The organism is Myxococcales bacterium (assembly GCA_016706225.1).
Lineage (GTDB): Bacteria > Myxococcota_A > Polyangia > Polyangiales > Polyangiaceae > JADJKB01.
Map to the genome: position 1 here is coordinate 380764 of JADJKB010000025.1, position 21338 is coordinate 402101.

The 21338-nt window shown below is 67.3% G+C and carries 13 protein-coding genes; 9 read left to right on the forward strand and 4 right to left on the reverse strand.

The features are described 5' to 3' along the window. Positions 1-17: 17 nt before the first annotated feature. Entirely contained in the window at positions 18-608 is a 591-nt protein-coding gene (locus tag IPI67_40240; protein MBK7586407.1) for a hypothetical protein, read from the reverse strand. A 101-nt stretch (positions 609-709) separates the two neighbouring features. Between IPI67_40240 and IPI67_40245 the strand changes: the two genes are divergently transcribed. The 3 genes from IPI67_40245 to IPI67_40255 all read left to right on the forward strand — a co-directional run bounded on the left by IPI67_40245 (position 710) and on the right by IPI67_40255 (position 5421). Next, positions 710-2446, forward strand: a complete 1737-nt coding sequence (locus IPI67_40245; protein MBK7586408.1) for a hypothetical protein — start codon at positions 710-712, stop codon at positions 2444-2446. Between the two features lie 213 nt (positions 2447-2659). Further along, positions 2660-4099 (forward strand): hypothetical protein, encoded by a 1440-nt coding sequence (locus tag IPI67_40250; GenBank protein MBK7586409.1) that lies wholly within the window; start codon positions 2660-2662, stop codon positions 4097-4099. Beyond that, on the forward strand, positions 4096-5421 hold the full coding sequence (locus IPI67_40255) for a D-alanyl-D-alanine carboxypeptidase family protein (GenBank protein MBK7586410.1): 1326 nt from the start codon (positions 4096-4098) through the stop codon (positions 5419-5421). The genes IPI67_40250 and IPI67_40255 overlap by 4 nt, the downstream gene beginning before the upstream one ends. Positions 5422-5438: 17 nt before the next feature. Here the strand turns inward: IPI67_40255 and IPI67_40260 are convergent, their stop codons facing one another. Further along, positions 5439-6254, reverse strand: a complete 816-nt coding sequence (locus IPI67_40260) for a hypothetical protein (GenBank protein ID MBK7586411.1) — start codon at positions 6252-6254, stop codon at positions 5439-5441. Between the two features lie 62 nt (positions 6255-6316). Here IPI67_40260 and IPI67_40265 point away from each other — a divergent pair, with 62 nt between their 5' ends. From IPI67_40265 to IPI67_40280, 4 genes are all read left to right on the forward strand, one after another. Next, on the forward strand, positions 6317-7642 hold the full coding sequence (locus tag IPI67_40265; protein ID MBK7586412.1) for a sigma 54-interacting transcriptional regulator: 1326 nt from the start codon (positions 6317-6319) through the stop codon (positions 7640-7642). 3 nt (positions 7643-7645) lie between these two features. Continuing rightward, complete coding sequence (locus tag IPI67_40270; protein ID MBK7586413.1) at positions 7646-9298, forward strand: serine/threonine protein kinase; 1653 nt, start codon at positions 7646-7648, stop codon at positions 9296-9298. Positions 9299-9403: 105 nt separating this feature from the next. Further along, positions 9404-11659, forward strand: a complete 2256-nt coding sequence (locus tag IPI67_40275; GenBank protein MBK7586414.1) for a DUF11 domain-containing protein — start codon at positions 9404-9406, stop codon at positions 11657-11659. Between the two features lie 140 nt (positions 11660-11799). Further along, positions 11800-12975, forward strand: a complete 1176-nt coding sequence (locus IPI67_40280) for a hypothetical protein (protein MBK7586415.1) — start codon at positions 11800-11802, stop codon at positions 12973-12975. A 1079-nt stretch (positions 12976-14054) separates the two neighbouring features. Here the strand turns inward: IPI67_40280 and IPI67_40285 are convergent. Both IPI67_40285 and IPI67_40290 read right to left on the reverse strand, forming a co-directional pair. Beyond that, complete coding sequence (locus tag IPI67_40285; protein MBK7586416.1) at positions 14055-17351, reverse strand: PQQ-binding-like beta-propeller repeat protein; 3297 nt, start codon at positions 17349-17351, stop codon at positions 14055-14057. 703 nt (positions 17352-18054) lie between these two features. Next, positions 18055-18198, reverse strand: coding sequence for a hypothetical protein (locus tag IPI67_40290; protein ID MBK7586417.1), 144 nt, complete (start codon positions 18196-18198; stop codon positions 18055-18057). 332 nt (positions 18199-18530) lie between these two features. Between IPI67_40290 and IPI67_40295 the strand changes: the two genes are divergently transcribed. Beyond that, positions 18531-19706, forward strand: coding sequence for a PEGA domain-containing protein (locus IPI67_40295; protein ID MBK7586418.1), 1176 nt, complete (start codon positions 18531-18533; stop codon positions 19704-19706). Positions 19707-19876: 170 nt separating this feature from the next. Beyond that, positions 19877-21322 carry a F0F1 ATP synthase subunit beta gene (atpD, locus tag IPI67_40300; protein MBK7586419.1) on the forward strand — a complete coding sequence of 482 codons (1446 nt, stop codon included), beginning with the start codon at positions 19877-19879 and terminating at the stop codon, positions 21320-21322. Positions 21323-21338 lie beyond the last annotated feature (16 nt).

Consider the following 21338-nt stretch of genomic DNA (forward strand, 5'->3'; position numbering starts at 1 on the left):
TCGGCCATCGGCACGCCTCAACGGCACCGGCCCGCTTCGGGATCACACCTCTCCGGTGGATAGCACGTGCGGCGGACCGCCCAACCGTTCGAGTCGCACTGTTCGAGCTCGCGGCCGTGACACTGGTACTCACCGAGGATGCACGGGTCCACCAGGCACTGTTTCAGCTTGGCGTTGCAGTGGGCCTGGGTCTGGCAAACGTTGACCTGGGTCCAGCCGCCGTGCGCCGGATCACACGCCTCCAGTTTCTCGCCGACGCAGCGGTGGCGCCCTGGCTCGCAGCCGAGCGGACCGCGGATGGGCTCCGCCGTCGAGTTGCCGGCCGCGGAACTCGCGCTGGCGAAGACTAGCGGTCGCGCCACGCCTGCGCTCGGGCCGCGGCCGTCCGGCTCGCAGGTGCAGTCCACCGCCCAGAGCGCCGACAAGAGCAGCCCGAAGGTCGAGATGCCGTCGCGTCCGATGTGGCGGATATGTCGACGACCTCCCGCCGCGAGCACCGCTCCGAGGGCGACGGGGTCGGACGCCTGGCTCGGCTGCGCCTCGGCCGGGCTCATGGCAACAAGGGTCTGACCGAGCTCGTCGCGTTCTTCCTTCGACACCGAGTCCATCGCGGGGGAAAAAGCGGCTCCCGCGCGCCGAATATAGCGAGGGTGCGCAGTTTCAACCAGGCACGGTGCAAAGATCGCCGCCGACACGTATCTTTGTGGTCATGGGCCCTACGGATCCGTCACTCCGCCTCTTGTTCTTGGCCCTGGGCTCCGCGCTCGCGCTCGGGGTCGCTTGCTCGGGTGATGACGGCGGCACCGCGGGTGGCTCGGGTGCGGTGACGGGAAGTGGCGCGACCGCGGGCGCCGGCGGCAACGGAGGCACCGGAGCGATTGGCATTGGTGGAGCGGGCGGTGCGCAGGGCCCGTTCCCCGACTTCCCGCAGGCGCCGGAGATCGAAGCGTCGCTGCCCGGTGACCTGCCCGGGCAGTTCGGTGTGCCTGGCCAGACGAGCGGTGGTCCCTGTTTGTCCGAGCCCCCCATCGACGCACTCGTACCGAAGAACTGGACACCGTTGCTCTTCGAGTGGTCCGCACCCGCGGAGCAGAACGTATTCGAGCTGCGTCTGCACGTCGACAATCAGGTCAACGACCTGGTCGTCTACACCACCCAGAAGTCCCACACCATCAGCCTCAGCCAGTGGAAGGCGCTCACGTTGCACAGCGCCGGCCACGACATCGAGGTCACGCTGCGCGGAGCCAAGCTCGAAGCGGGCAAGCTGAGCGCCGGGCCCTTCACCGGAGCAACGGGGCCCATCCACATTGCACCCGTCGCGGCGCCGGGCTCCGTCGTGTATTGGACGAGCGGGGCGGCGGGCAGCAACAAGACCGCGCTCAAGGGGTTCACCATCGGAGACACCGCGGTCTCGACGGTGCTCAGCCCCACCATCGTGGGCGGCGACACCACCTGCGTCGCGTGTCACGTTTCGGCGCCGGACGGGAATCACACGTTTTACACGCGGGACGGCGCGGCCAGCACTCGCAGCGTCGACGTGCGCAGTGTGGACGGACTGGGCACTGCGCCGGCAGCCACGGTCGTGTCGGCCACCGCGATTTCTCTGCTCGGTCGCACCCGGCAGGCGGCGCCCACCACCAGCAAAGCCCATTACTCGGCCACCGACGCGGTCGCGGTGACGGTGTTCAACGAGGCGACGGCGACCGCGGGCAAGTACGAGCTAGCCTGGACCGATCTGCACGCGACGGATCCGAACACTGGCTGGGGCATCCTCGCCCGCACTGGCGATCCCCGACCCGTGGCTTCGCCCACGTGGTGGCACGACGGCACGACCATCGCTTACGTCTCGGCGCCGGTCACCGGCGAGGGGGTGATCGCACGCGTCACGGACGCCGATCCGACGATGGACATCTACACCATCCCCTACAACAACCGGGCGGGCGGCGCCGCGACTCCGCTGCCGGGCGCGAGCGATCCAGCGTTCTGGGAGTACTACCCGGTGATCTCTCCCGAAGACACGCTGCTCGCGTTCAATCGTTGTGCCCCGCGCAAGGAGCCCGACTCCACCTGGGCCGACAGCTACAACGAGGCGACCGGTGAGGTGTACGTGGTGCCGGGCAAGGGCGGCACGGCGTTGCGCTTGGCCGCCAACGACCCGCCGGCCTGCGTCGGCAAGACCAGCCCGGGGCTCACCAACTCGTGGCCGCGCTGGGCCCCGACCGCGGAGGCGAGCGGTGGCAAGAAGTACTATTGGATCGTGTTTTCCTCGACCCGCCGCGACGCGGCGAATCCGCAGCTGTTCGTCGCGGGTGTGGTGACGAGCGACAGTGGCGGCTCGGTGAGCATCGAAAAGACGTACCCCGCCCTCTACGTCACCGCGCAGGTTGCCGCAGAGAACAACCACACGCCGGCGTGGGACGTGTTCCAGGTCAAACCGCCGCAGTGAGCTCACCGTCGCGGTCCTGACGCGGCTCGGGCTGAACGCGGGGTCGACGCGGTCCAGCTCCCGCGCTGAACAGTGTCGAAAACAGACCGGGCGACTCAAGTCGCTGAAACTGCTGTGCTTAACCCGTTCGGAGTGTTCCGTCGGCGTATGTTCTCCCGACGCGATATCAGGCACTTACGGGCGGCCCGAGGGTTGCACTGATGCATCAGCGCCATGCAAAGACAGAGTGTCGCCGTAGTCCTCGCGAGTCTGGTTCTGGGAGCGGGGTGCGGCGCGCCGGTCGACAGTGACGAGACCGTCGGTGAGATCTCCGAAGCCGTGGTGGCCGCGCCCCTCGGCGCTGCGTACTGCGAGATCCCGGTCACCGGCAAAGGCGTGAAGGCGCTCGAAGACGACTACTTGCCCCACGTGATCACCTGCGAGAACGGTGGCGCCGGGCTCGAGGCGCTCAAGGCTCAGGCGATCGCTGCCCGCTCGGTCGCTTATTACAGCATGGCGACCAAGGGCTCGATTTGCGACGGGCAAGGTTGCCAGGTCTACAGCTGCGGCGCTGCGCCTCAAGCCAAACACTTCCAGGCGGTGAAGGAGACCGCCGGCCAGTACCTGTCCTTTGCGGGCGCGCTCACCTACGGCTTTTACGTCGCGGGGGACACCAACACCGGCGGACCCTCGTGCCACGGCTCCGGTGGGTCGACCGAGGGTTACGTGACCTACAACTTCGGCAAGACCGGCGGTGCGGTGAAACAGACCTCACTCGGATACGTCGGTCCGCCCGGCTTCGGTCAGAACCGTGGTTGCATGGGACAGTGGGGCGCGCGCTGTCTCGAGAAGTCCGGCTGGGGGTTCATGGACATTCTGCGCTTCTACTACGGCAGCGACATCTCGGTGCTCAAAGCCAACGGCGCCTGCACCGGCGGCTGCGAGCCGACCGCGTGCAACGGCAGCAAGATCGTCTCGCCCTGCGGCACGGGCGACTGCGCCGTGTACGGAGCCACCTGTGTGAACGACTCGAAAGGTGTGCGCTGCGCGAGTGTGTTCTGCCCGGCGATTGGCCAGAAGAAGGTGTGTGTCAACGACAAGCTGATCGGAGACTGCAACGACGGCGGGATCTCGACCGGTGACTGCTCGGTGTACGGCGCTGCATGTGTCGACGACTCCGCCGGTGCCCGCTGCGTCAGCGTGTTCTGCGCGGACAAACCCCAGAAAGCGCACGACGTCTGCCTGCCGAACGGCCAACTCGCACACTGCACCAACCTGGGTGGGATCTCGGCTGAAGACTGTCCCGCCAGCAAGCCCTGCACTCAGACCGCCACGGGCGCCGAGTGCGGCGCGCCGAAGCCGCCTGCAGGGGGCGGTGGGGGAGGCGCGGGAGGCGCGAGTGGCTCGGGAGGAGCGAGCGGCGGCGAGGCAGGTGAGGCCGGGGCCGCAGGTGCCGCGGGGGACTTCGGTTCAGGCGGCGCGCTTCAGGGTGGGGGAGGCGTGGCGACGGGTAGCGGTGGCTCGGGGCAAAAAACCAAGGTCATCGGCGGCGACGACGCGAGTGGGTGCGCCACGACGCCCATGCGGGGTTCAGCACCCGGGGCTGCGCCCTTGTTCTCGTTGCTCGGGCTCTGGCTCATGGCTCGCCGTTCGGCGAGGAGGAATGATCGATGAACCGCCTGTTGTGTCTGGTCCTGGCATGGCTCGGCTTGGCGCTCTTCGGCTGCTCCGCGGCCCAGCCGACCGACGAGCCCGAAGACGATGCCTGTAAAGAACCGGCGGTGGCCCTAGTCTCCGAAGAGCTGTCGAGCATCAGCTGCGCGGAGCACGGCGACACCGGCTACTCATCAGGCAATGCGTTTCCCATCACCGTCGTCACGGTGGACGGAAAACCCGTGGAGCGGAGCACCGCGAATGCCTACTACGTGATGGCTCAGGCGGCGGCAGCGGCGGGCGTGAACATCCAGATCGTCAGCGGCTTTCGCACCATGGCACAGCAACAGTACCTTTACGGCTGTTACGTCAATTGCAGCTGCAATAGCTGCAATCTTGCGGCGAAACCCGGCTACAGCAACCATCAGAGCGGGCACGCACTGGATCTGAACACGTCGTCATCCGGAGTGCTCAACTGGCTCAACGCGCACGGCGCGGCGTACGGCTTCAAGCGCACCGTTCCGAGCGAGGCCTGGCACTGGGAGTGGTGGGGTGGAGGGCCCGGTGGCGGTCCGTGTGGCACATGCAAACCCCACTGCGAGGGCAGCCTCATCGTCAGCACGGACTGCGGCGAGGGGGACTGTGGTGCGTACGGCGCGACCTGTGTCGACGACTCGAAGGGTGTGCGCTGCGCGAGTGTGTTCTGCCCAGCGGTCGGACAGAAGAAGGTGTGCGTCAACGACAAGCTGATCGGTGACTGCAACGATGGCGCGATCTCGACCGGCGACTGTTCCTTTTACGGTGCTGCGTGTGTGGACGACGCAAAAGGGGCTCGCTGCGTGGCCGGATTCTGCGCGGACAAGCCGGCCACGGCGCACGATCTGTGTCTGCCCAACGGCCAGCTCGCGCATTGCACCAACGTCGGAGGCATTTCGGTGGAAGACTGTCCGGCGGGCAAACCCTGCACACCCACCGCGGGCGGCGCCCAGTGCGGCGCGCCGCCGCCGCCTCCTCCACCCTCTGGCACCGGCGGTAGCGCTGCAGGTGGCACGAGTGCCGGTGGCGCTGGCGGCGCAGGCGCGGGCGGAACCGGTTCGGGTCTTGCGACCAGCGGCGGTGCACCCTCCGTCGGAACACCGGCGTCCGTGGGAGGAGCGGCAGCCAAGCCTGCTCAGCCGCACGTGACGAACGAGCCGGTCGAAGCGGGCTGTGGCTGTCGCGCCACAGGGGAAGACCGCGTGAGGGGCCCCGCCTGGTTGGCGCTCTTCAGTCTGATCGGTGTCGTGGGACTGCGCCGGCGTGGCGCCGCGGGGAGACGCTCGCCGCTCGAGCGCGTGCGCTGACCGACCGGGCGTGCGCGTCAGAAACTGCCAAGAAGGACCGCCCGCCCACCGCCCGGCGTGGGCGCGGCACCAACGCGCACCGCCGTCCGCTCCGAGTCCGGCTTGTCGGAGCTGAAGTAGAAGTACCCCGCGGCGCCGAGCGCAACGAGCCCGACGCCCAGGGATACATCGGCGACCAGTTGATCGGTCCGCACGCGGTCGACCCGGTCGTCCGGGCAATGTCCCCGGCACGACTCGAGGTCCGCTCGGCGCGAGTGACTGCGCACTCCGAAGAACACAAAGCTGCCGATGCCGATCGCACCGAGCGCCGCGAGGCCATACACCGGGACCAGGTTGCGTCGTCCGGGTGTCTCAGGATCGGCGTTGCCACCAAAATCGACCTCGACCTTGCGCTCCTTTTCACCCTCGGCGAAGACGAGCCGACGCAAGATCGGTGGTCGGCCCGCGACGTCGAAGCGCAACTCGTGAGAGCCCGGGTCGACGGCGATCGCCGCCGGGTCGAGCTTGTCCGCGACCACCTCGTCGTCGACGCGGACCTCCACGTCGTCAATCTGTTGGCCGCCTGCCCTCGCCACGACCACGAAGGTGGGTTGGGCGCGCTCGACCTCGCCGAGCCACCGCCTGCAGTCCGCCGCGAGGACACCGGGGCAGCTGCTCGCCGCGCAGCTCCGGAGCTCTACCCGCGAGGCCTGGAGCTTGCGCGCGAGCCGCAGTCGCTGTGCGGCTTCGTACGAGCGCAGGCAGGCGGCGTTATCGGGTTCTGCCGCGTCACACGGCGCGGGCAGAAGACACAGACCCGCCAGCATCAGACCGAGCGCGGATCGAAGGGCCACCGGGGTCCCATCGTAGATTGCGCGGGCGAAGCGCGTAACCCGAATTCGGGTAAGATGCCTCCGTGGCTGACGTCACGGAGACACGACACGGGCCGTTGCCCAAGAACCAGGCCCCGGGGGTGCTCGGGCTGGTCGTGGTGTTCACCGAGGGCGTAGAGCCGGAGCTGCGGGCGGAGGCGGTCACGGGGCGCATGCGCATCGGGCGCGACACGTCGGCGGAGCTCTGCCTCGAGGACGGCCAAGCCTCGCGTCTACACGCGGAGGTCCTACCGAGTCGCGGTGGGCTCCTGGTCACCGATCTGGGCAGCCGGAACGGTACCTTCGTCGACGGCCGCCGCATCACGGCGCCGGAGGTCCCGGCGGCGGTGGGGCAGAGTCTGCGCTGCGGCAAGACGCTGCTTCGCGTCGTGGCCGACGTGACACCGTTTCAGGCACTGACGGCGAACCCTGGCGTGAGCACCTTGCTGGGCGGCCCGCGGATCGCTGCAATTCGACGCTCCATCGAGCGCATGGGTCCGCTCACGGAGCCGGTGTTGATCGAAGGGGAGACCGGCACGGGGAAGGAGAAGATCGCAGAGGCACTCCACGCGGCGAGCGGGCGTCGCGGTGAGCTGATCGCGGTCAACTGCGCGGCCATCCCGGGCGAGCTGGTGGAGTCCGAGCTGTTTGGTCACTCGCGAGGGGCGTTCTCCGGCTCCGATCGCTCGCGCCAGGGACTGTTTCGCGCGGCCGACGGCGGCACGTTGTTGCTCGACGAGCTCGGTGATCTTCCCCTCGACATCCAGGCCAAGCTCTTGCGGGTGCTCGAGGGGGGCGAGGTCCGGCCCGTCGGCGAGGACCGCGCCCAGCGCGTGGACGTGAGGGTGGTCGCGGCGACCAACCTCAGCCTCGACGAGATGGTGGCCGAGGGACGCTTCCGCGCCGATCTGCTCCACCGCATCGCCGCGTGGCGCATTCGTGTGCCGGCGCTGCGTGAACGACCGGAAGACGTGGCGCTGCTCGCGAGCCACTTCTTGCCCAATCGCCTGGTCCGGTTCACCGTCGAAGCCATGGAGGCATTGATCACCGGGAGCTGGTCGGGCAACGTGCGCGAGCTCCGCAACGTCGTGCGCACGGCCGCCGCTCGCGCCGCCACCGACGGCGGCAAGATCACCGTCGAGCACCTGCCGCCGGAGCTCGGGAGCCGAGCCGAGCGCGAACCGGACGCCTCGGGCCCGCTGTCCACCGAGCTCGAAGACGCGGTGCTCCGGGCCCGTATCGAGACCGCGCTGTCGCTCCGAGAAGGCAACGTCGCGCAGGTCGCGCGCGACCTCGGCTTTGGGCGCCCGTGGCTGTATCAAACACTCAAGCGTTTCGGCATCGATCCGGACTCGTTCCGCAAACGCTGAGCGATGCAGCCCACCCGCCTCGGTCGTTACCTCGTGTTCGAGGCGTTTGCGCGCGGTGGCATGGCCAACGTGCACTACGGGCGTGCGACGGGCCCGGTGGGTTTCTCGCGCATCGTGGCCATCAAGCGCCATCACTCCCACCTCGCCAAGGAGTCCGGCTTCGTGTCGATGCTGATCGACGAGGCTCGCATCGCGGGGCGCATCCGTCACCCGAACGTGGTGCCCGTGCTCGACGTCGTGCAGTTGCCCGGCGAGCTGCTGTTGGTCATGGACTACGTGTCCGGGCTGTCCCTCGCACAGGCGTTGAAGTTGTCGCTCGAGCGCGGCGAGCTCCCACCCCTGCGCATCAGCGCCGCATTGGTCGCGGGCGCCCTCGAGGGTCTGAACGCCGCGCACGAGACCCGCGATGACTCCGGCGCGCCGGCGGGCATCGTGCATCGCGACGTCTCACCGCAGAACGTCTTGTTGGGGGCGGACGGTGTGGTGAGGGTCACGGATTTTGGCATCGCCCATGCTCGCGAGCGACTGCAGTTCACTCGCACCGAGGAGATCAAGGGCAAGCTCGAGTACATGGCCAAAGAGCAGCTCCGGCGTGAGCGGGTGGACGGGCGCACGGACGTGTACGCCGCCAGCGTGGTGCTGTGGGAGCTCTTGACCGGGGCGCGCATGTTTGCCAACGACACCGAGCAGACGCTGGTGCGGCGCGTCGCTTCGGGGGACTTTCCGGCGCCGAGCAGCCTCGTTGCCGACGTGCCGCCGGAGCTCGACCAGCTGGTGCTCCGGGGACTCGAGCCGGAGCCGAGCGCGCGCTTCGCCAGCGCGCTGGAAATGGCTACGGCGCTCGACCACGCCGTCGGCTTGGCCAGTCAACGGGAGGTCGCCGAGTGGTTCGCGGGCATCGCGGCCGACGCGATCGAAAAACGTGCAAGGCGAGTCAGAGAGATCGAAGCGTGGACCGAGCCGGTGCAGCGCAACCCCAGCGAAGACACCATCGTCGACGAGGTTCACGACGAGGCCCCGCCCGTCGAGGCCCGCGCGTCGGAACCCGTGGTCGTACCCACCCGCCCGATGGGTGAGGCAACCGCCGTCGAGACGCGCTTTGGTGATACGGCGCCGCGCACCCTGACGAGCGCGGTTGCGGTCGAGGCACCGGAGTCGATCACACTCACGCTCACGGATGACGTTCCGACCGAGCCGCTGGAGATCGCGCGCCAGACGAGCCCACCAACCGAACGCCTCACTCGACCGACCCGAGTGGCCGCGGCTGTCCCGTGGATCTGGCTCCTGCCCGCCGCCGCCGCCGCGCTCGGTGCACTTCTGATCGTATGGGTCCTGGTGCGGCGCACGCCTGCCAGCATCGAGGGCGCCGCTGCGCCGCGGGCCGTCGGCCCGCGCGGCATGCAACCTGCGCCGTCCTTGTTGCCACCAGCGGTTCTGCCCGCTGCTCCCGCGAGTGCGAACGGGGTCGTCGTCCCGCCACCCGAGCGCCCAACAGCGAGCGCGTCCGAGCCGCCCGCTCCGTCCACGCGGCCGCCGGCCCCTGGGCCCGGTCCGCGAGCCCCCTGGGTGCCGAAGGCGGCTCCCCCGAGCTGTAACCCGCCGTATCGGATCGACGCCCAAGGGGTCCGGGTCCCGAAACCCGAGTGCTTCAAATAGCGAAAAACTCGGCAAATCGTGGGATGGGCTCCCCCCCGACATTCCAGCACTAGCGTACAAATTTTCTGGTAGTCAGATGTAGGTGCGGGTGGTAATAGTACCTTCATGGTCGCACCCGCCATTCGCCTCCGTACTGCACTTCCTTGTCTGTTTGCTCTGGGCTTCATCAGCTCCGCTGCCGCGGCCGCGCCGCCGAAGCTCCGCCACCAGGCCGACTCCCAAGGTGACGTCGTCGTCTTCGGCTCGACGCTCGCCGTGGATTGTTCGACCTCGGTGCCGGCACCGCCGACCGGCAGCACGGTGACATGCGCAGGCCAGCTCGAGGTGGATGACACCGCGCCGGATCTCTACTGGCGCGACAACGCGGCCAACGCGACCATCACGGCGGAACAGGCGCGCACCAGTGCGACGCTCGTGATGCCGGCTGGAGCCAAGGTCACCTACGCGCGCGTGTACTGGTCAGCGCTCAAGGTGGGTGAGCCCGCCGACAAGAATGTGGTCATCGACTTCAAGAGCGGTCCGACCCAGACCGTCAACGCCGACGCGAGCTGGACCATCTCGTACGGTTTTCCGAGCCACCCCGACTGGTATTACTACCAGTCCAGCGCCGACGTGACCGACTACGTCGCCAAGTGGGGCGCCGGAGATTTTCGAATCACGGGTGTCGAGTCCTTGCCGCTCGTGGGCATGAAGGTGGACCGCGCGTTCTCCGCCTGGACCATGGTGGTCTTCTACGAGAAGGCGGGCGACGAGCTCCGGAACCTCGCGCTCTTCGATGGTTTCACCTCCATCGATCCGGGGATCGCCGGCCAAGAGAAGGCCGAGGTCACCCTGTCGGGTTTCCTCGTTCCGCCGGGTTTTTCGGCTAAAATGTCCGCGTTTACCTACGAAGGAGACACCGTCTACACGGGCGACTCGTTCACCTTCAACGGCCAGAAGCTGTCGGACGCCGAGAACCCCATCGACAACTTCTTCAACTCCTCGCGCAGTTATCTCGGTGTCGCGCAGAGCGGCGCATCCGACGTTCCGAAGCTGTCCGGCAAACCGGGAACCATGGCGGGCTTCGATCTGGACACGGCCAACGTCACCAGTTGGGTCAAGGCCGGCGACACGTCGGCAAAGGTCGGCGCCTCGTCGGATCTCGATATCTTCCTGCTCGGCGGCTTCGTGACCTCGCTCACGAACAAGGCCCCGGACTTCCTCGAGTTCACCAAGGTGGCAAAGGACGTCAACGGCGGCGCGCTGCTCACCGGTGACGTCGTCGAGTTCGTGCTGACCGCCAAGAACAGCGGCAACGACGCAGCGGCGAACAGCGTGCTAACCGACGTGCTCGACCCCGGGTTCGACTACGTGCCAGGCAGCCTCGAGATCGTCAGCGGTCCCAACGCCGGCGTGAAGACGGATACCAAGGACACCGATCAGGGGGACTTCGACCCGACCAGCAAGACGCTCACGGTGCGCCTCGGCACCGGCGCCAACGGCAGCGTGGGTGGCACGGTCGATGTCGGCACGACGATCAGCATCAAGTTCAAGGTGAAGGTGAACGCCAGCACCGGTACCCTGGCCAATCAGGGCAAGATCGACGCCTCCGGCAAGGCCGGCGGGCCTCCGAAGAGCTGGCTCTCGGACGGCGATCCGGCCACCCCCGGACAGCAGGCGACCACGGTCACGATCCAGGAGTGCAACTCCGACAAGGACTGCCCGGCGAACAAGCCGTTCTGCGATCCGACCACCAAGACCTGCAAACCCTGCGCTTCGGACTCCGAGTGCACGGATCCCACGATGCCAGCCTGTCAGGACGACGGCACGTGCGGCGAGTGCTCGAAGACGAACAGCACGCTGTGCCCGAGCGGCAAGCCGGTCTGTAATCCGTACACCGGCAAGTGCGCGGTGTGTTCGCCGGACGATGACTCCCAGTGCAAAGGTGTTCCCGCCGGCCCCATCTGTCGTGTGGGGCAGAGCAACGAGACCCACTGCGGTTGTGAGAAGGACAGCGACTGCGGCGGTCCGACCAGCGGCAAGGTGTGTGACACGTTGGCCACGCAGACCTGCGTCGACGGTTGCCGTGGCCTGGACGGCAACGGTTGTCCGACCACCCTCGAGTGCACCAGCAAAGACGCGAGCATCGGCAACTGCGTGCCGCCCACGAACAACACGGGCGGCGCCGGTGGCATGGGTGGAGCCGGTGGGGTTGGTGCAACCGGTGGCGGCAAGGCCGCCGACTCGGGTGACGACGGCGGCTGCGGTTGCCGCGTGCCAAGCGGCGACAGCGGTTCGCGCGGCGCCCTACTCGGAGTTTTGCTCGGCCTGAGCCTCTTGTCCCGACGCCGTCGGGCCAGGGCGCAACGGACGAGCTCCTGATCATCGGGCAGGGAGGCGACACGCTCTCCCGGGCTTGGCCAGAGCGCCACGTCCCGAGTGCGAGCCGGTCGCCTCCCTGCCTCGAGCTTTTTCCTGACGCCCCGCGTCGGTTCTCCTCGTGCGCTATGCTTCCCCTCACGATGCGGCAGGTTGCACTTGCGGTGATGGTCGGCTTGGCTGCGGCCGGCTGCGGGAGTGACGAGAGCGGTGCGGGCTCGGGTGGAGCGGGTGGCGCCGGAGGAAGCGGTGGCGTGGCCGGGGGCAGTGGCGGCTCTGCACCACTGGAGGTTCCGGGCTGCAGTGCCGAGGTCAGCTTGCTCGCGTCGAGCGAAGACTTCTCGTTGCCCGGCGCGTGGCCGGTGGGCGTGCGCACTGCACAGCTCGGCGGTTTGACGGCCGAGATCTGGTACCCAGCAGAGCCGGGGAGCGAGGCGGGCGTCGACCCCAAGATCTACGACGTGCGGAGCTGGCTCCCGGACTCCGAGAAGGGAAAGATCCCGGACGCGGACAACCCCTGGCAGAGCTCGTCGAGTTATCCGGACCTGCCCCTGGACGCGGCGCACGGGCCGTATCCGGCGGTCGTGTTCGTGCATGGCACGGCCGGTTTCCGAACGCAGTCTCTCGCGCACATGGAGCACTGGGCGAGCCGCGGCTTCGTGGTGGTCGCCGCCGATCATCCCGGTCTCTACCTGGGCGACATGCTGAGCTTCAATCTCACCAAGGATCTGCCAGGTGATCTCGACAAACTCGTTGCAGCAATTGGCGCGACCAGCGAGGGGTTGGGCTTCATGAAAGGTAAGCTCGACGCCACGCGGCTCGGCATGGTCGGTCACAGTGCGGGTGGTGCGGCGATTGGTTCACGGGGTGATGACGCGCAGGTACTGATTCCGCTGGCTGCCGGCGGCTCGACGCCGGGCGAACAGCTCGTGTCGACGCTCGTCATGGGCGGTCTGGCAGATCAGGTCGTGGCCTACGACAAAACGAAGGCGGGCTACACGACGTCGCCGAGCAAGAAACGATTGGTCGGTCTCGCAAAGGCCGGTCACCTGTTTCCGTCGGGCCTGTGTTTTCTCGAGAACACGAGCGGGGAGACGATCCTGACCGTCGCCCAGAAGTACCAGATCAAGAACGCGGGGCTTGCCGGAGCACTCTTCGACTGCCCTGCCGATCAACTCTCCGAGACGGACGCGCGGGCGGTCGTGAATTTCGCCACCAGCGCGGTGCTCGAGCAGACGTTGCACTGCCGCACCGGCGTCACGTTCGTGAGCATCCAGTCCACCTTCCCGGCCGTCAGCGAGCTCGAAGAATCCCTCTGACTCGGCTTTCGCCCTTTCGGGCGACAGCGGAGGCTACGGACTTCAGGCTGCAGGCTTCAGGAGGTTCAGTCGAGCGGGGCGGCATTGGTGCATGCAACAGCTGGCGACGTCGAACTCCGCTGGCACCATGACAGGCTCACCCGCTTGGGCATTCCCCGCCACACTGGGAAGCGATGCAGCCCAAGATGGCCTGTGTCGCCGTGGCGAGGTTGGTGTGGCCTGGGGTCGCGCATTGAGCGCTGCATGCGGTGGCCGCATTTCCACCCTTTTGAGCCAGACAGGCCCGCTGGCAGCTCCACTCTCCTGTTCCGGTCGGGCCCCCCTTTGCGCAATCGGTCGAACTCTTGCACGAGGTCCATTCCGTGCAGCATTTCTGCGCGACGCACGCGCCGCAAGCGTCCTCGTTCGGCCCGCTGCCGCAGGCCGAGAGCGCCGTTGAGCTGCTCTGAGAGTCGGGATCGGTGCCGCGTTGGTCACACGCGCTGAAGCAGCCAAGCGTAATTACGACCGCCAGCAGTGGCGCGAATCGTGAGCGATGTGGGTTCGTCATGAGCAGTCCTCCGGGCAGCTACATTTGTTCTCTAGAGGTCCGTCGCACTTGCCGTTGCCACAGGGCATGCAGTGCGGGAACGCAAGCTCGTCTGGCCTGGAGCACGCTCCGCCGTCCGACAGAACCGAGTAGCAGCGCCCTACCAGCCCCGGGCAGCAGTTCACGCTCAGTCCGTCGTAGCCTTCTGGTCCGCACGCTGGTGGAGGCCCACTGGGGCGAAACGTGCACTGCGCCTCGCCGCGGCAATTGGTCCCCAGCTGGCAATCGGACCGGACGCAAAACGCCACGTCCAAACCCTGACACGGCATCGGCACGCAGGCACCGTCGGGCCACGCCCTGCAGCGGTCCCGCGGGCACCGAGCCTTTCGGCTGACCGCCTCACAGTGCCGCGCTTCTCGTGAATAGTCGTCTTCAGCGACGTCATCGCTCCACTTTGGGGCGGCGACTGTCGTCGGAGCCGGGGCTTCAGGGGTGGGGGTGCATGTCGTCAGCGCCAGCGCCAACGTCCCGGCGAAGCGCGCGCGCTCATTCACGGCGCTGTCACCGCGAACAGCTTGCCGGACTTGGATCCGACCACGACCCGCCCGGTGCCGTCGATGGCCGGCGAGGAGTCGACGTCACCGTGGGTCTCCAGGCTCCAGAGCAGCGCACCGCCGGCCCCGACCGCGCGCAACCGGCCATCGTCCGCGCCGAACACGACGGTCCCCGCGCGGTCGACGGCCGGCGAAGAGTCGATATGGGCCCCGGCGTCGAAGCTCCACTTCAACGTGCCGTTGGGATGGAGCGCGATCAGGCTCCCTCCGTCGGTTCCGAAGTAGATGGTCCCGTCCGAAGCGATGGCCGGCGAAGAGTCGATGTGCTTCCCGGCATCGTAGCTCCAGAGGATGTCCCCATTTGCGCTCAGCGCGTACAGGCGTCCGTCGCGCGCGCCGACCACGATCGAGCCGGATGCCGTGACCGCAAGAGACGCTCGCACCTGACCCCCGAGCGCGCGCTTCCAGAGCAGGGCGCCGGCCGGGCTCATCGCATACACGTGCTTGTCATCCGACCCGACATACACGGTCCCATCCGGCGCGATCGCGGGAGACGACCGAACCTCGCCGCCCGTCGCCAAGCTCCAGACGAGCGCTCCTTGACTGTTCACAGCGTAGACGGCGTGATCGTCGGAGCCAAAGTACGCGGTCTCATCGACTCCCAGGGTGGGCGACGAGCGCACGGCCCCGCCAGTCGCGAACGCCCACTGTTTGCCGCCCGACCAACCGAGCCGGTACAGCTTGCCGTCCAGCGACGTGACGTAGACGGCCGCGAGCTCGACAAGCGCCGGGCCCGACTCGATCGGCCCACCCGTTTGAAACGTCCAGAGCAGCGAGCCAGTGCGGGAAAGCGCGTACAGGCGCCCGTCGTGCGCCCCGACGAAGACCGAGCTGTCGTTGGCGATGGCGGGAGAGCCGTCGATCTTCTTCCCTGTCGCGAAGGTCCAGTCGAGCGCCGGGCCGTTCGACGCGACGACTCCGGCGCGCGCGGAATGATCTGCAACCCGTCGGAACATCGGCCACGCAACGGGAACTGGCAAGTCACAGGCGTCCCCGACGCCGTCTCCGTCCGAGTCGGTCTGCGATGGGTTGAACACGGGGGAGCAGTTGTCCGTGCCGACGCCAACGCCATCACCATCCATGTCGTCAAAGAACGGTGGGCGCGGCGTCTCGTCCACCGACGTCAGCCGCACGCCGTCCAGGGCCTCGAAGCTCCCCCGAAAGTTCACCTGGATGTTGGTCCAGTCGTCGTGGCTCTTGAGCTTGCTCGCAATGGCAAGATCACCGTTGATGTCCGTGGGAGAGATGAACCCGTCGTCGGGGCCGTTCAGATTCCAATCCGTGTACGGCGACGTTAATTTGGCGAAACACGGACAAGGAGGTGACTTCGACGGAGCGCACCTGCACACCTGCGTCCTCCCCACGTTGCCATTGGTATCGGTCGGGAAACCGGGCACCCCGATGCTTTCGTTCAGGTTCGCCTCGTCCAGGAGCAGAAGCTCGGCGCGCGAGTAGTCGAGGCGCCGCTTCGAATTCAGATCGGACTGGAAGCTGTAGTTCATCACGCTCGGGTAGTTCGGCTTGTAGTTCAGGCTGTCCGCGCCCCCGTGTTCCAGGTGGAGCGTGTGGCCGAGCTCGTGCATGAAGCTCCCGGCGGGCTCGTCGAAGTACCACTTCGTGCTCACGTCAGCGACGTTTTCGCCGGGCAACGACACGACGAAGTCGTTGCCGCCAAACTCGGCGCACCCGGATTTTGTCGCCCCACCCAGCAAGCCGTGAACCCAGAGGTTGTAGCGGAATACGCTCGCCTTGGCGGGGTGGGTCTTGGCGTCCCAGTCAGCCAGGGCGCGCTCCGCGACCGTGCCGAAGTGGCCTGCCTTGATGAAATCGAAATCGGGGATGCCGATCGCTGGGGGGTCCGAGCAGCCATTACCGGTGAAACTCAACGCGCCACTGTGGCCCAACTGCTCGTCGACCAGCACGTGGAGCCTGCGCGAGATCGGAAAGAGCTTCAGTACGTCGGCGTCCGCATAGAATGCGGGCGCGCCGGCGAACGCCTGCTTGGTCTTCTCGATGGGATCCTTTCCGGTGCTGTCTTGATACGCACTCGCGAGTGGGTTGTGCCCTGCCATGTAGTCAATCTCGACGTAGATGTCCTGCACCAGCAAAGTCGGCTTCTCGCCCGGGGGAAACGTGTAGTCGAGCGTTCCGTCCAGATCCCAGTCGATGCCGCCTAGCGTTTCCCAGCAATCCAAGATGCCGTCCTTGTCAGCATCCAGGGTGAACGTCGAGCAGATGGCAGTGAAGGCGGGATTCGGGGCACCGGTCGGACCAAAGAACTGCTGGGTCTGCTCTGCTGGCGCCCCCGCGTTGCCGCAAGTCCCCTGGGGGACCGTGAACGCCCTGATCTGGCGCCCGTTGCGGGTCATGGCCCATACGACGGTCCGCTGTACGTCCGCGAACGTGATGGCGTCGCACTCCAAATCATAGAGCAACCCCTCGAGGGGCGACGAAACGTCGGTGTCACCAGACTGGTCAGCCAGGAGCTGCAACAGCGCTACGTCATCGTCGTCGGTCGATGCCGCGAAGCTCTCGTCGCAACCGAATATCTCCGAGCGTCCGCTGACGAGGAGACCGGTCGGTACAGCGGTATGCTCGGTATCACCGAGGAACGCCGGGCAGGCCAGGGTGCTGATCGGGGTCTGGCTTGGAAGCGTGCCGGCTGGTGGAGCGCCGCCCGACTCCGTGAACCTCAGAATGCGATCGGGGACGTTGAACCCAAGAACGTTGACGAGCACGCTGACCAGATCGTCCTCACCGTTCCAGCCGATTCCAACGGCGACCCGTTCTTCTCCGGCGGCAGCCGCCACCGAGAATAGTTGAGTGACTCGGCTCTGGCCCGCCGGGACGTTCGGATCGACGCGGACGGAGTGGACGCGATACGTTGCAGTGAGGTCCGAGGTGGATTCGAGCCCGATCAGATCTCCCCGGTCTCCTCGAAGCGCCATGCCGCGCCACTCGGTGCCCGCCGGGCCGAGCGGAATCGTCTTCTTGACGGCTCCGGTGCTCGGCTCGATGAGCTTGAGCTGGTTCGTCTTGTTCGCGCCCGGGCAGTCGATGGCGAGCAGCGTTGGGAACGCAGGCAAGCCGACGAGCGCTCCAGGCACGACTGTCACGGCACGCGCGGACTTGTACAGATGGTGGTGGGCGCCGCCCGGCGAGTCGTAGTTGAAGGGGATGGCCTCGTCATCTCCTGTGCCGCATTCCGCTGGCACGTCCAACGTGGCGCTCACCAGGTCATTCGCTTGAATGGCCTGCCGTTGCGCGCTCAACTCTGGCGGGGCCTGATCCGCGCAGCTCGCACCGACGCATCCCATCCCGAACGCGCAGACATGGGCGAGCCAACGCCAGGCCGAGTGTCGCGTGCTGCGTGCTGCGTGCTGCGTGCTGCGTGCTGCGTGCTGCGTGCTGCGTGCTGCGTGCTGCGTGCTGCGTGCTGCGTGCTGCGTGCTGCGTGCTGCGTGCTGCGTGCTGCGTGCTGCGTGAGCAGACCTCCCCGAAGTTAGGCTGATGCTACGGGCTCGCGACTCGAACAGTCAAGGACGCTCCACGGTGATGTCCGCGTTGGTGAGCGATCATCCGACATCACGTTCGCGTCATCTCGTGTCGCTGGTCATCGTCGTGCGCGCGCGCGCCCCCCCGTGATTCCCCGCGCATGCGCGGCTGCGCGCCGCCCTCTGCTGCACAGCGCGGGCGCCGCGCGGCACGCCGTCGCACAGCGCGCTTGGTTCAGTGGTGCGGCCCGTAGCTTCGCCCCGTGCGCTTTTGCGCATTGAAAAAAACGCTGTGACCCGCGCGACCTGCCAAATATTCGCGACTCATGCCATGCGCCAGGAGGCATCCGCCGGCCTCGCCGGTCGCTCAAGTGGGTCTTTGCCGCTCGTGACGATCGCGATCTGAGCATCGCAAGACTGCTCAGGTCGAGTCTCGCAGCTCTCACTTCAGAGTCGGCGGCTCGTAGATCTTCTTCGTGCCGGCGCCGCAGGGGAAGGAGTACGTGTCGGCGCCGGCGTCAGTGGTGCCTCCCCCGGGGCGGCCCGGGGCGGTGCTCGCGGCGCTGGCGCCTCTGCGCGCCGGCACTTGCGCGGACGAGGGGGCGCGGGGTTCTGACTCGGCCTTCGCCCTTTCGGCGTATGACGAATTCGTTCGTGCACTCCAAGGGCTCATTCGCTCGCTCGACGCGCGCTCTTGAGCCTGCAGCCTGGAGCCTGAGCCGTGGAGCCTTCGTGTTTAGCCCGAAAGGGCGAACGCGAGTCAGATGGGCCCGGGCCGGTTTCGGCTTGCCCGAACGTCGTGCCAGCGCCGGCGGAAATTTCCGGTAATGGGGCAAAATATCTGAAATCAATCAGGTTTCTTGCGTGTAATCCAAGGTGGGACAGTGTAGATTCAGGTAGTCCACGCCGGAGACGAACATGAGCAGACACGCACAGTGGCTCGTAGACGACGACGACCTGACGCTGACCGTTCCGCTGCAGAGCGTGCTGCGCGCGCCGGAGTTCCGCGAAGAGTGTACGGACATCGTGGTCCACCCCTCGTTTGCGATCGCTGCCGAGCCGGTGACGGACCAGATGCCGGCGCTTGGGGTGCATCCCTACGCCTCGGTCCAGAGTGCCTTCGACCGCACCCCAGAGTTTCCGTCCGCGCCGCAGTTCCACGCAAGCTCGCCGGTCCACTCCGCGCCCTCTAGGCCAATCCCGTTCACCCCCGCGCCCAGCCGCCAGAGCTGGCTGCCGGCTCCGCGTGCGCGCCTCGATTCGGATACCGGAATCAGTACCTGGAAGAAGACCATCCCGGCGCTCCGCCGCATGATCGGCCTGCCCGGGGTGCGGGCTCTGGCGCCGGCTCCCGAACCCCCGCCCCGGCCAACACCCAATACGGCGACGACCCGCGGGAGCTGGTCGCCGTTCATCCTCATCGCGGCGTCGATTGGCGCAGTGGCGATGGTCGTCCTGATGCTGATCAGCTTTGCCTCACGCGCCGCGGAGGCGTCTCGGCTCGCTCACACCCGCGTGGTGAGCGCGCGCTCGCCCGACGGAGCGCAGGTCACGAACGGACGTGTCTTCGTCGATGGCAGCGCCCATTGTGAGTCGACCCCGTGTGAGCTCGAGCTGGCGGACGGCGAGCACTGGATCACGGTGCGCGCCCCGGGCTACCGAACTCCGCCCTCACGCTCCATCACCTCCGGCGCTCAGGAGGCGACAGTCGTCGCTTTCGATCTCTCGCCGTCGGAAGCTCTGCCCACTCCGGCCGCGGTGGCAGCGCCGACCCTTGCTGCCGTCGCCCAACCCGAACCGCGCGCTGCGCTGGTGTTGCCTGTCGCCCCCGCGCCGGTGGCCGCCGCCCCGGCGCCCGCGGCGCCCGCCGTGGTCCGGTCCGCATGGACCGCCATGGGTCGACTGAACGTGAACTCCATCCCCGCCTCGAACGTCGTCGTCGACGGGCGACCGATCGGCCACACACCGATCATGGGCTTCAAGGTGAAACCGGGGGCCCACACCGTCGTGCTGATCGGACCGGGTGGCTCGCGAGCCGTACGCACGGCGACCGTCGGTGCCGGCCGGACCGCCACGGTCGCAGCTCGGCTCTGACGTCGGGCCGCCCTCTCCGGCGCCCCGCCGTCGGGCAAGCCCTTGCGAAACCTGAGGAAAATGCCGTTGGCAGACGCGGTGCGGCATGGTAGACGCGCGTTCGCCCGAAGAGGTCCGCCCCGAGTCGTCGGGGCAAGGTCCGTCTCGGGACGAAAACGAAAAGGCGAACCATGGAGAGCACCCAGGGAGCAAAGGGCAAAATCACCCAGGTCATCGGCCCCGTCGTGGACGTCGAGTTCCCGCGCGGCAAGCTGCCCCGGATCCTGAATGCCCTCACGGTAACCAATGCCAACATCTCCGCCGAGAAGCACAACCTGGTGCTCGAAGTGGCACAGCACCTCGGTGAGGGTGTCGTCCGCGCTGTCGCAATGGACGCCTCCGAAGGGCTGGTCCGCGGCGCAGAGGTGATCGACACCGGTTCGCCCATCTTGATGCCGGTGGGCCCTGCCACCCTCGGTCGCATCATGAACGTCGTCGGCAAACCCGTGGACGAGAAGGGCCCGGTCGAGGCCAAGCTGCGTTGGCCAATCCACCGCCCGGCTCCGAAGTTCGTCGATCAGAGCACCACGGTCGAAGTGTTCGAGACGGGCATCAAGGTCATCGACCTCCTGGCCCCGTACCGCAAGGGCGGCAAGATCGGCCTGTTCGGCGGCGCCGGCGTGGGCAAGACCGTGCTCATTCAGGAGCTGATCAACAACGTCGCAAAGGCCCACGGTGGCGTGAGTTGTTTCGCCGGCGTCGGAGAGCGCACCCGCGAAGGCAACGATCTCTACCTCGAGATGCAAGAGTCGAAGCTCGAGACGGGTGAGCCCGTGCTGAGCAAGACGGCGCTGGTGTTCGGCCAGATGAACGAGCCGCCGGGCGCGCGCGCTCGCGTCGCGCTCTCGGCACTGACCGCCGCCGAGTACTTCCGCGACGAAGAGGGCCAGGACGTCCTCTTGTTCGTCGACAACATTTTCCGCTTCACCCAGGCCGGTTCGGAGGTGAGCGCCTTGCTCGGCCGCATGCCGAGCGCCGTGGGTTACCAGCCCACGCTGGCCACCGAGATGGGCGCGCTGCAGGAGCGCATCACCTCGACCACAAAGGGCTCCATCACGAGTGTGCAGGCCATCTACGTTCCGGCCGACGATCTCACCGATCCCGCTCCGGCCACGGCCTTTGCCCACCTCGACGCCACGACGGTGCTCTCGCGCAGCATCGCCGAGCTCGGCATCTACCCCGCCGTCGATCCCCTCGACTCGACCAGCACCATGCTCGATCCGCAGGTCATCGGCGACGAGCACTATCAGGTCGCGCTCGGTGTGCAGCAGACCTTGCAGAAGTACAAGGACCTCCAAGACATCATCGCGATCTTGGGCATGGACGAGCTCAGCGAGGACGACAAACTCGTGGTGTCGCGCGCGCGCCGCATCCAGCGCTTCCTGTCCCAGCCGTTCTTCGTCGCCGCGCAGTTCACCGGCATGGTCGGCAAGTACGTTCCGCTGAAGGAGACCGTCGCGGCGTTCAAGGAGCTCCTGTCCGGGGCGCTCGACGACCTGCCGGAGCAGGCGTTCTACATGGTGGGCAACGTCGAAGAGGCGAAGGCCAAGGCCCAGAAGCTCAAGAGTGCTTCCTGACACGAGGAAGAGCTGA

What these genes read in the sequence shown, in the direction of transcription:
- IPI67_40240 (MBK7586407.1), bottom strand. Translation starts at nt 608, where the DNA reads ATGGACTCGGTGTCGAAGGAAGAACGCGACGAGCTCGGTCAGACCCTT.
- IPI67_40245 (MBK7586408.1), top strand. Translation starts at nt 710, where the DNA reads ATGGGCCCTACGGATCCGTCACTCCGCCTCTTGTTCTTGGCCCTGGGC.
- IPI67_40250 (MBK7586409.1), top strand. Translation starts at nt 2,660, where the DNA reads ATGCAAAGACAGAGTGTCGCCGTAGTCCTCGCGAGTCTGGTTCTGGGA.
- IPI67_40255 (MBK7586410.1), top strand. Translation starts at nt 4,096, where the DNA reads ATGAACCGCCTGTTGTGTCTGGTCCTGGCATGGCTCGGCTTGGCGCTC.
- IPI67_40270 (MBK7586413.1), top strand. Translation starts at nt 7,646, where the DNA reads ATGCAGCCCACCCGCCTCGGTCGTTACCTCGTGTTCGAGGCGTTTGCG.
- IPI67_40275 (MBK7586414.1), top strand. Translation starts at nt 9,404, where the DNA reads ATGGTCGCACCCGCCATTCGCCTCCGTACTGCACTTCCTTGTCTGTTT.
- IPI67_40280 (MBK7586415.1), top strand. Translation starts at nt 11,800, where the DNA reads ATGCGGCAGGTTGCACTTGCGGTGATGGTCGGCTTGGCTGCGGCCGGC.
- IPI67_40295 (MBK7586418.1), top strand. Translation starts at nt 18,531, where the DNA reads ATGAGCAGACACGCACAGTGGCTCGTAGACGACGACGACCTGACGCTG.
- atpD (MBK7586419.1), top strand. Translation starts at nt 19,877, where the DNA reads ATGGAGAGCACCCAGGGAGCAAAGGGCAAAATCACCCAGGTCATCGGC.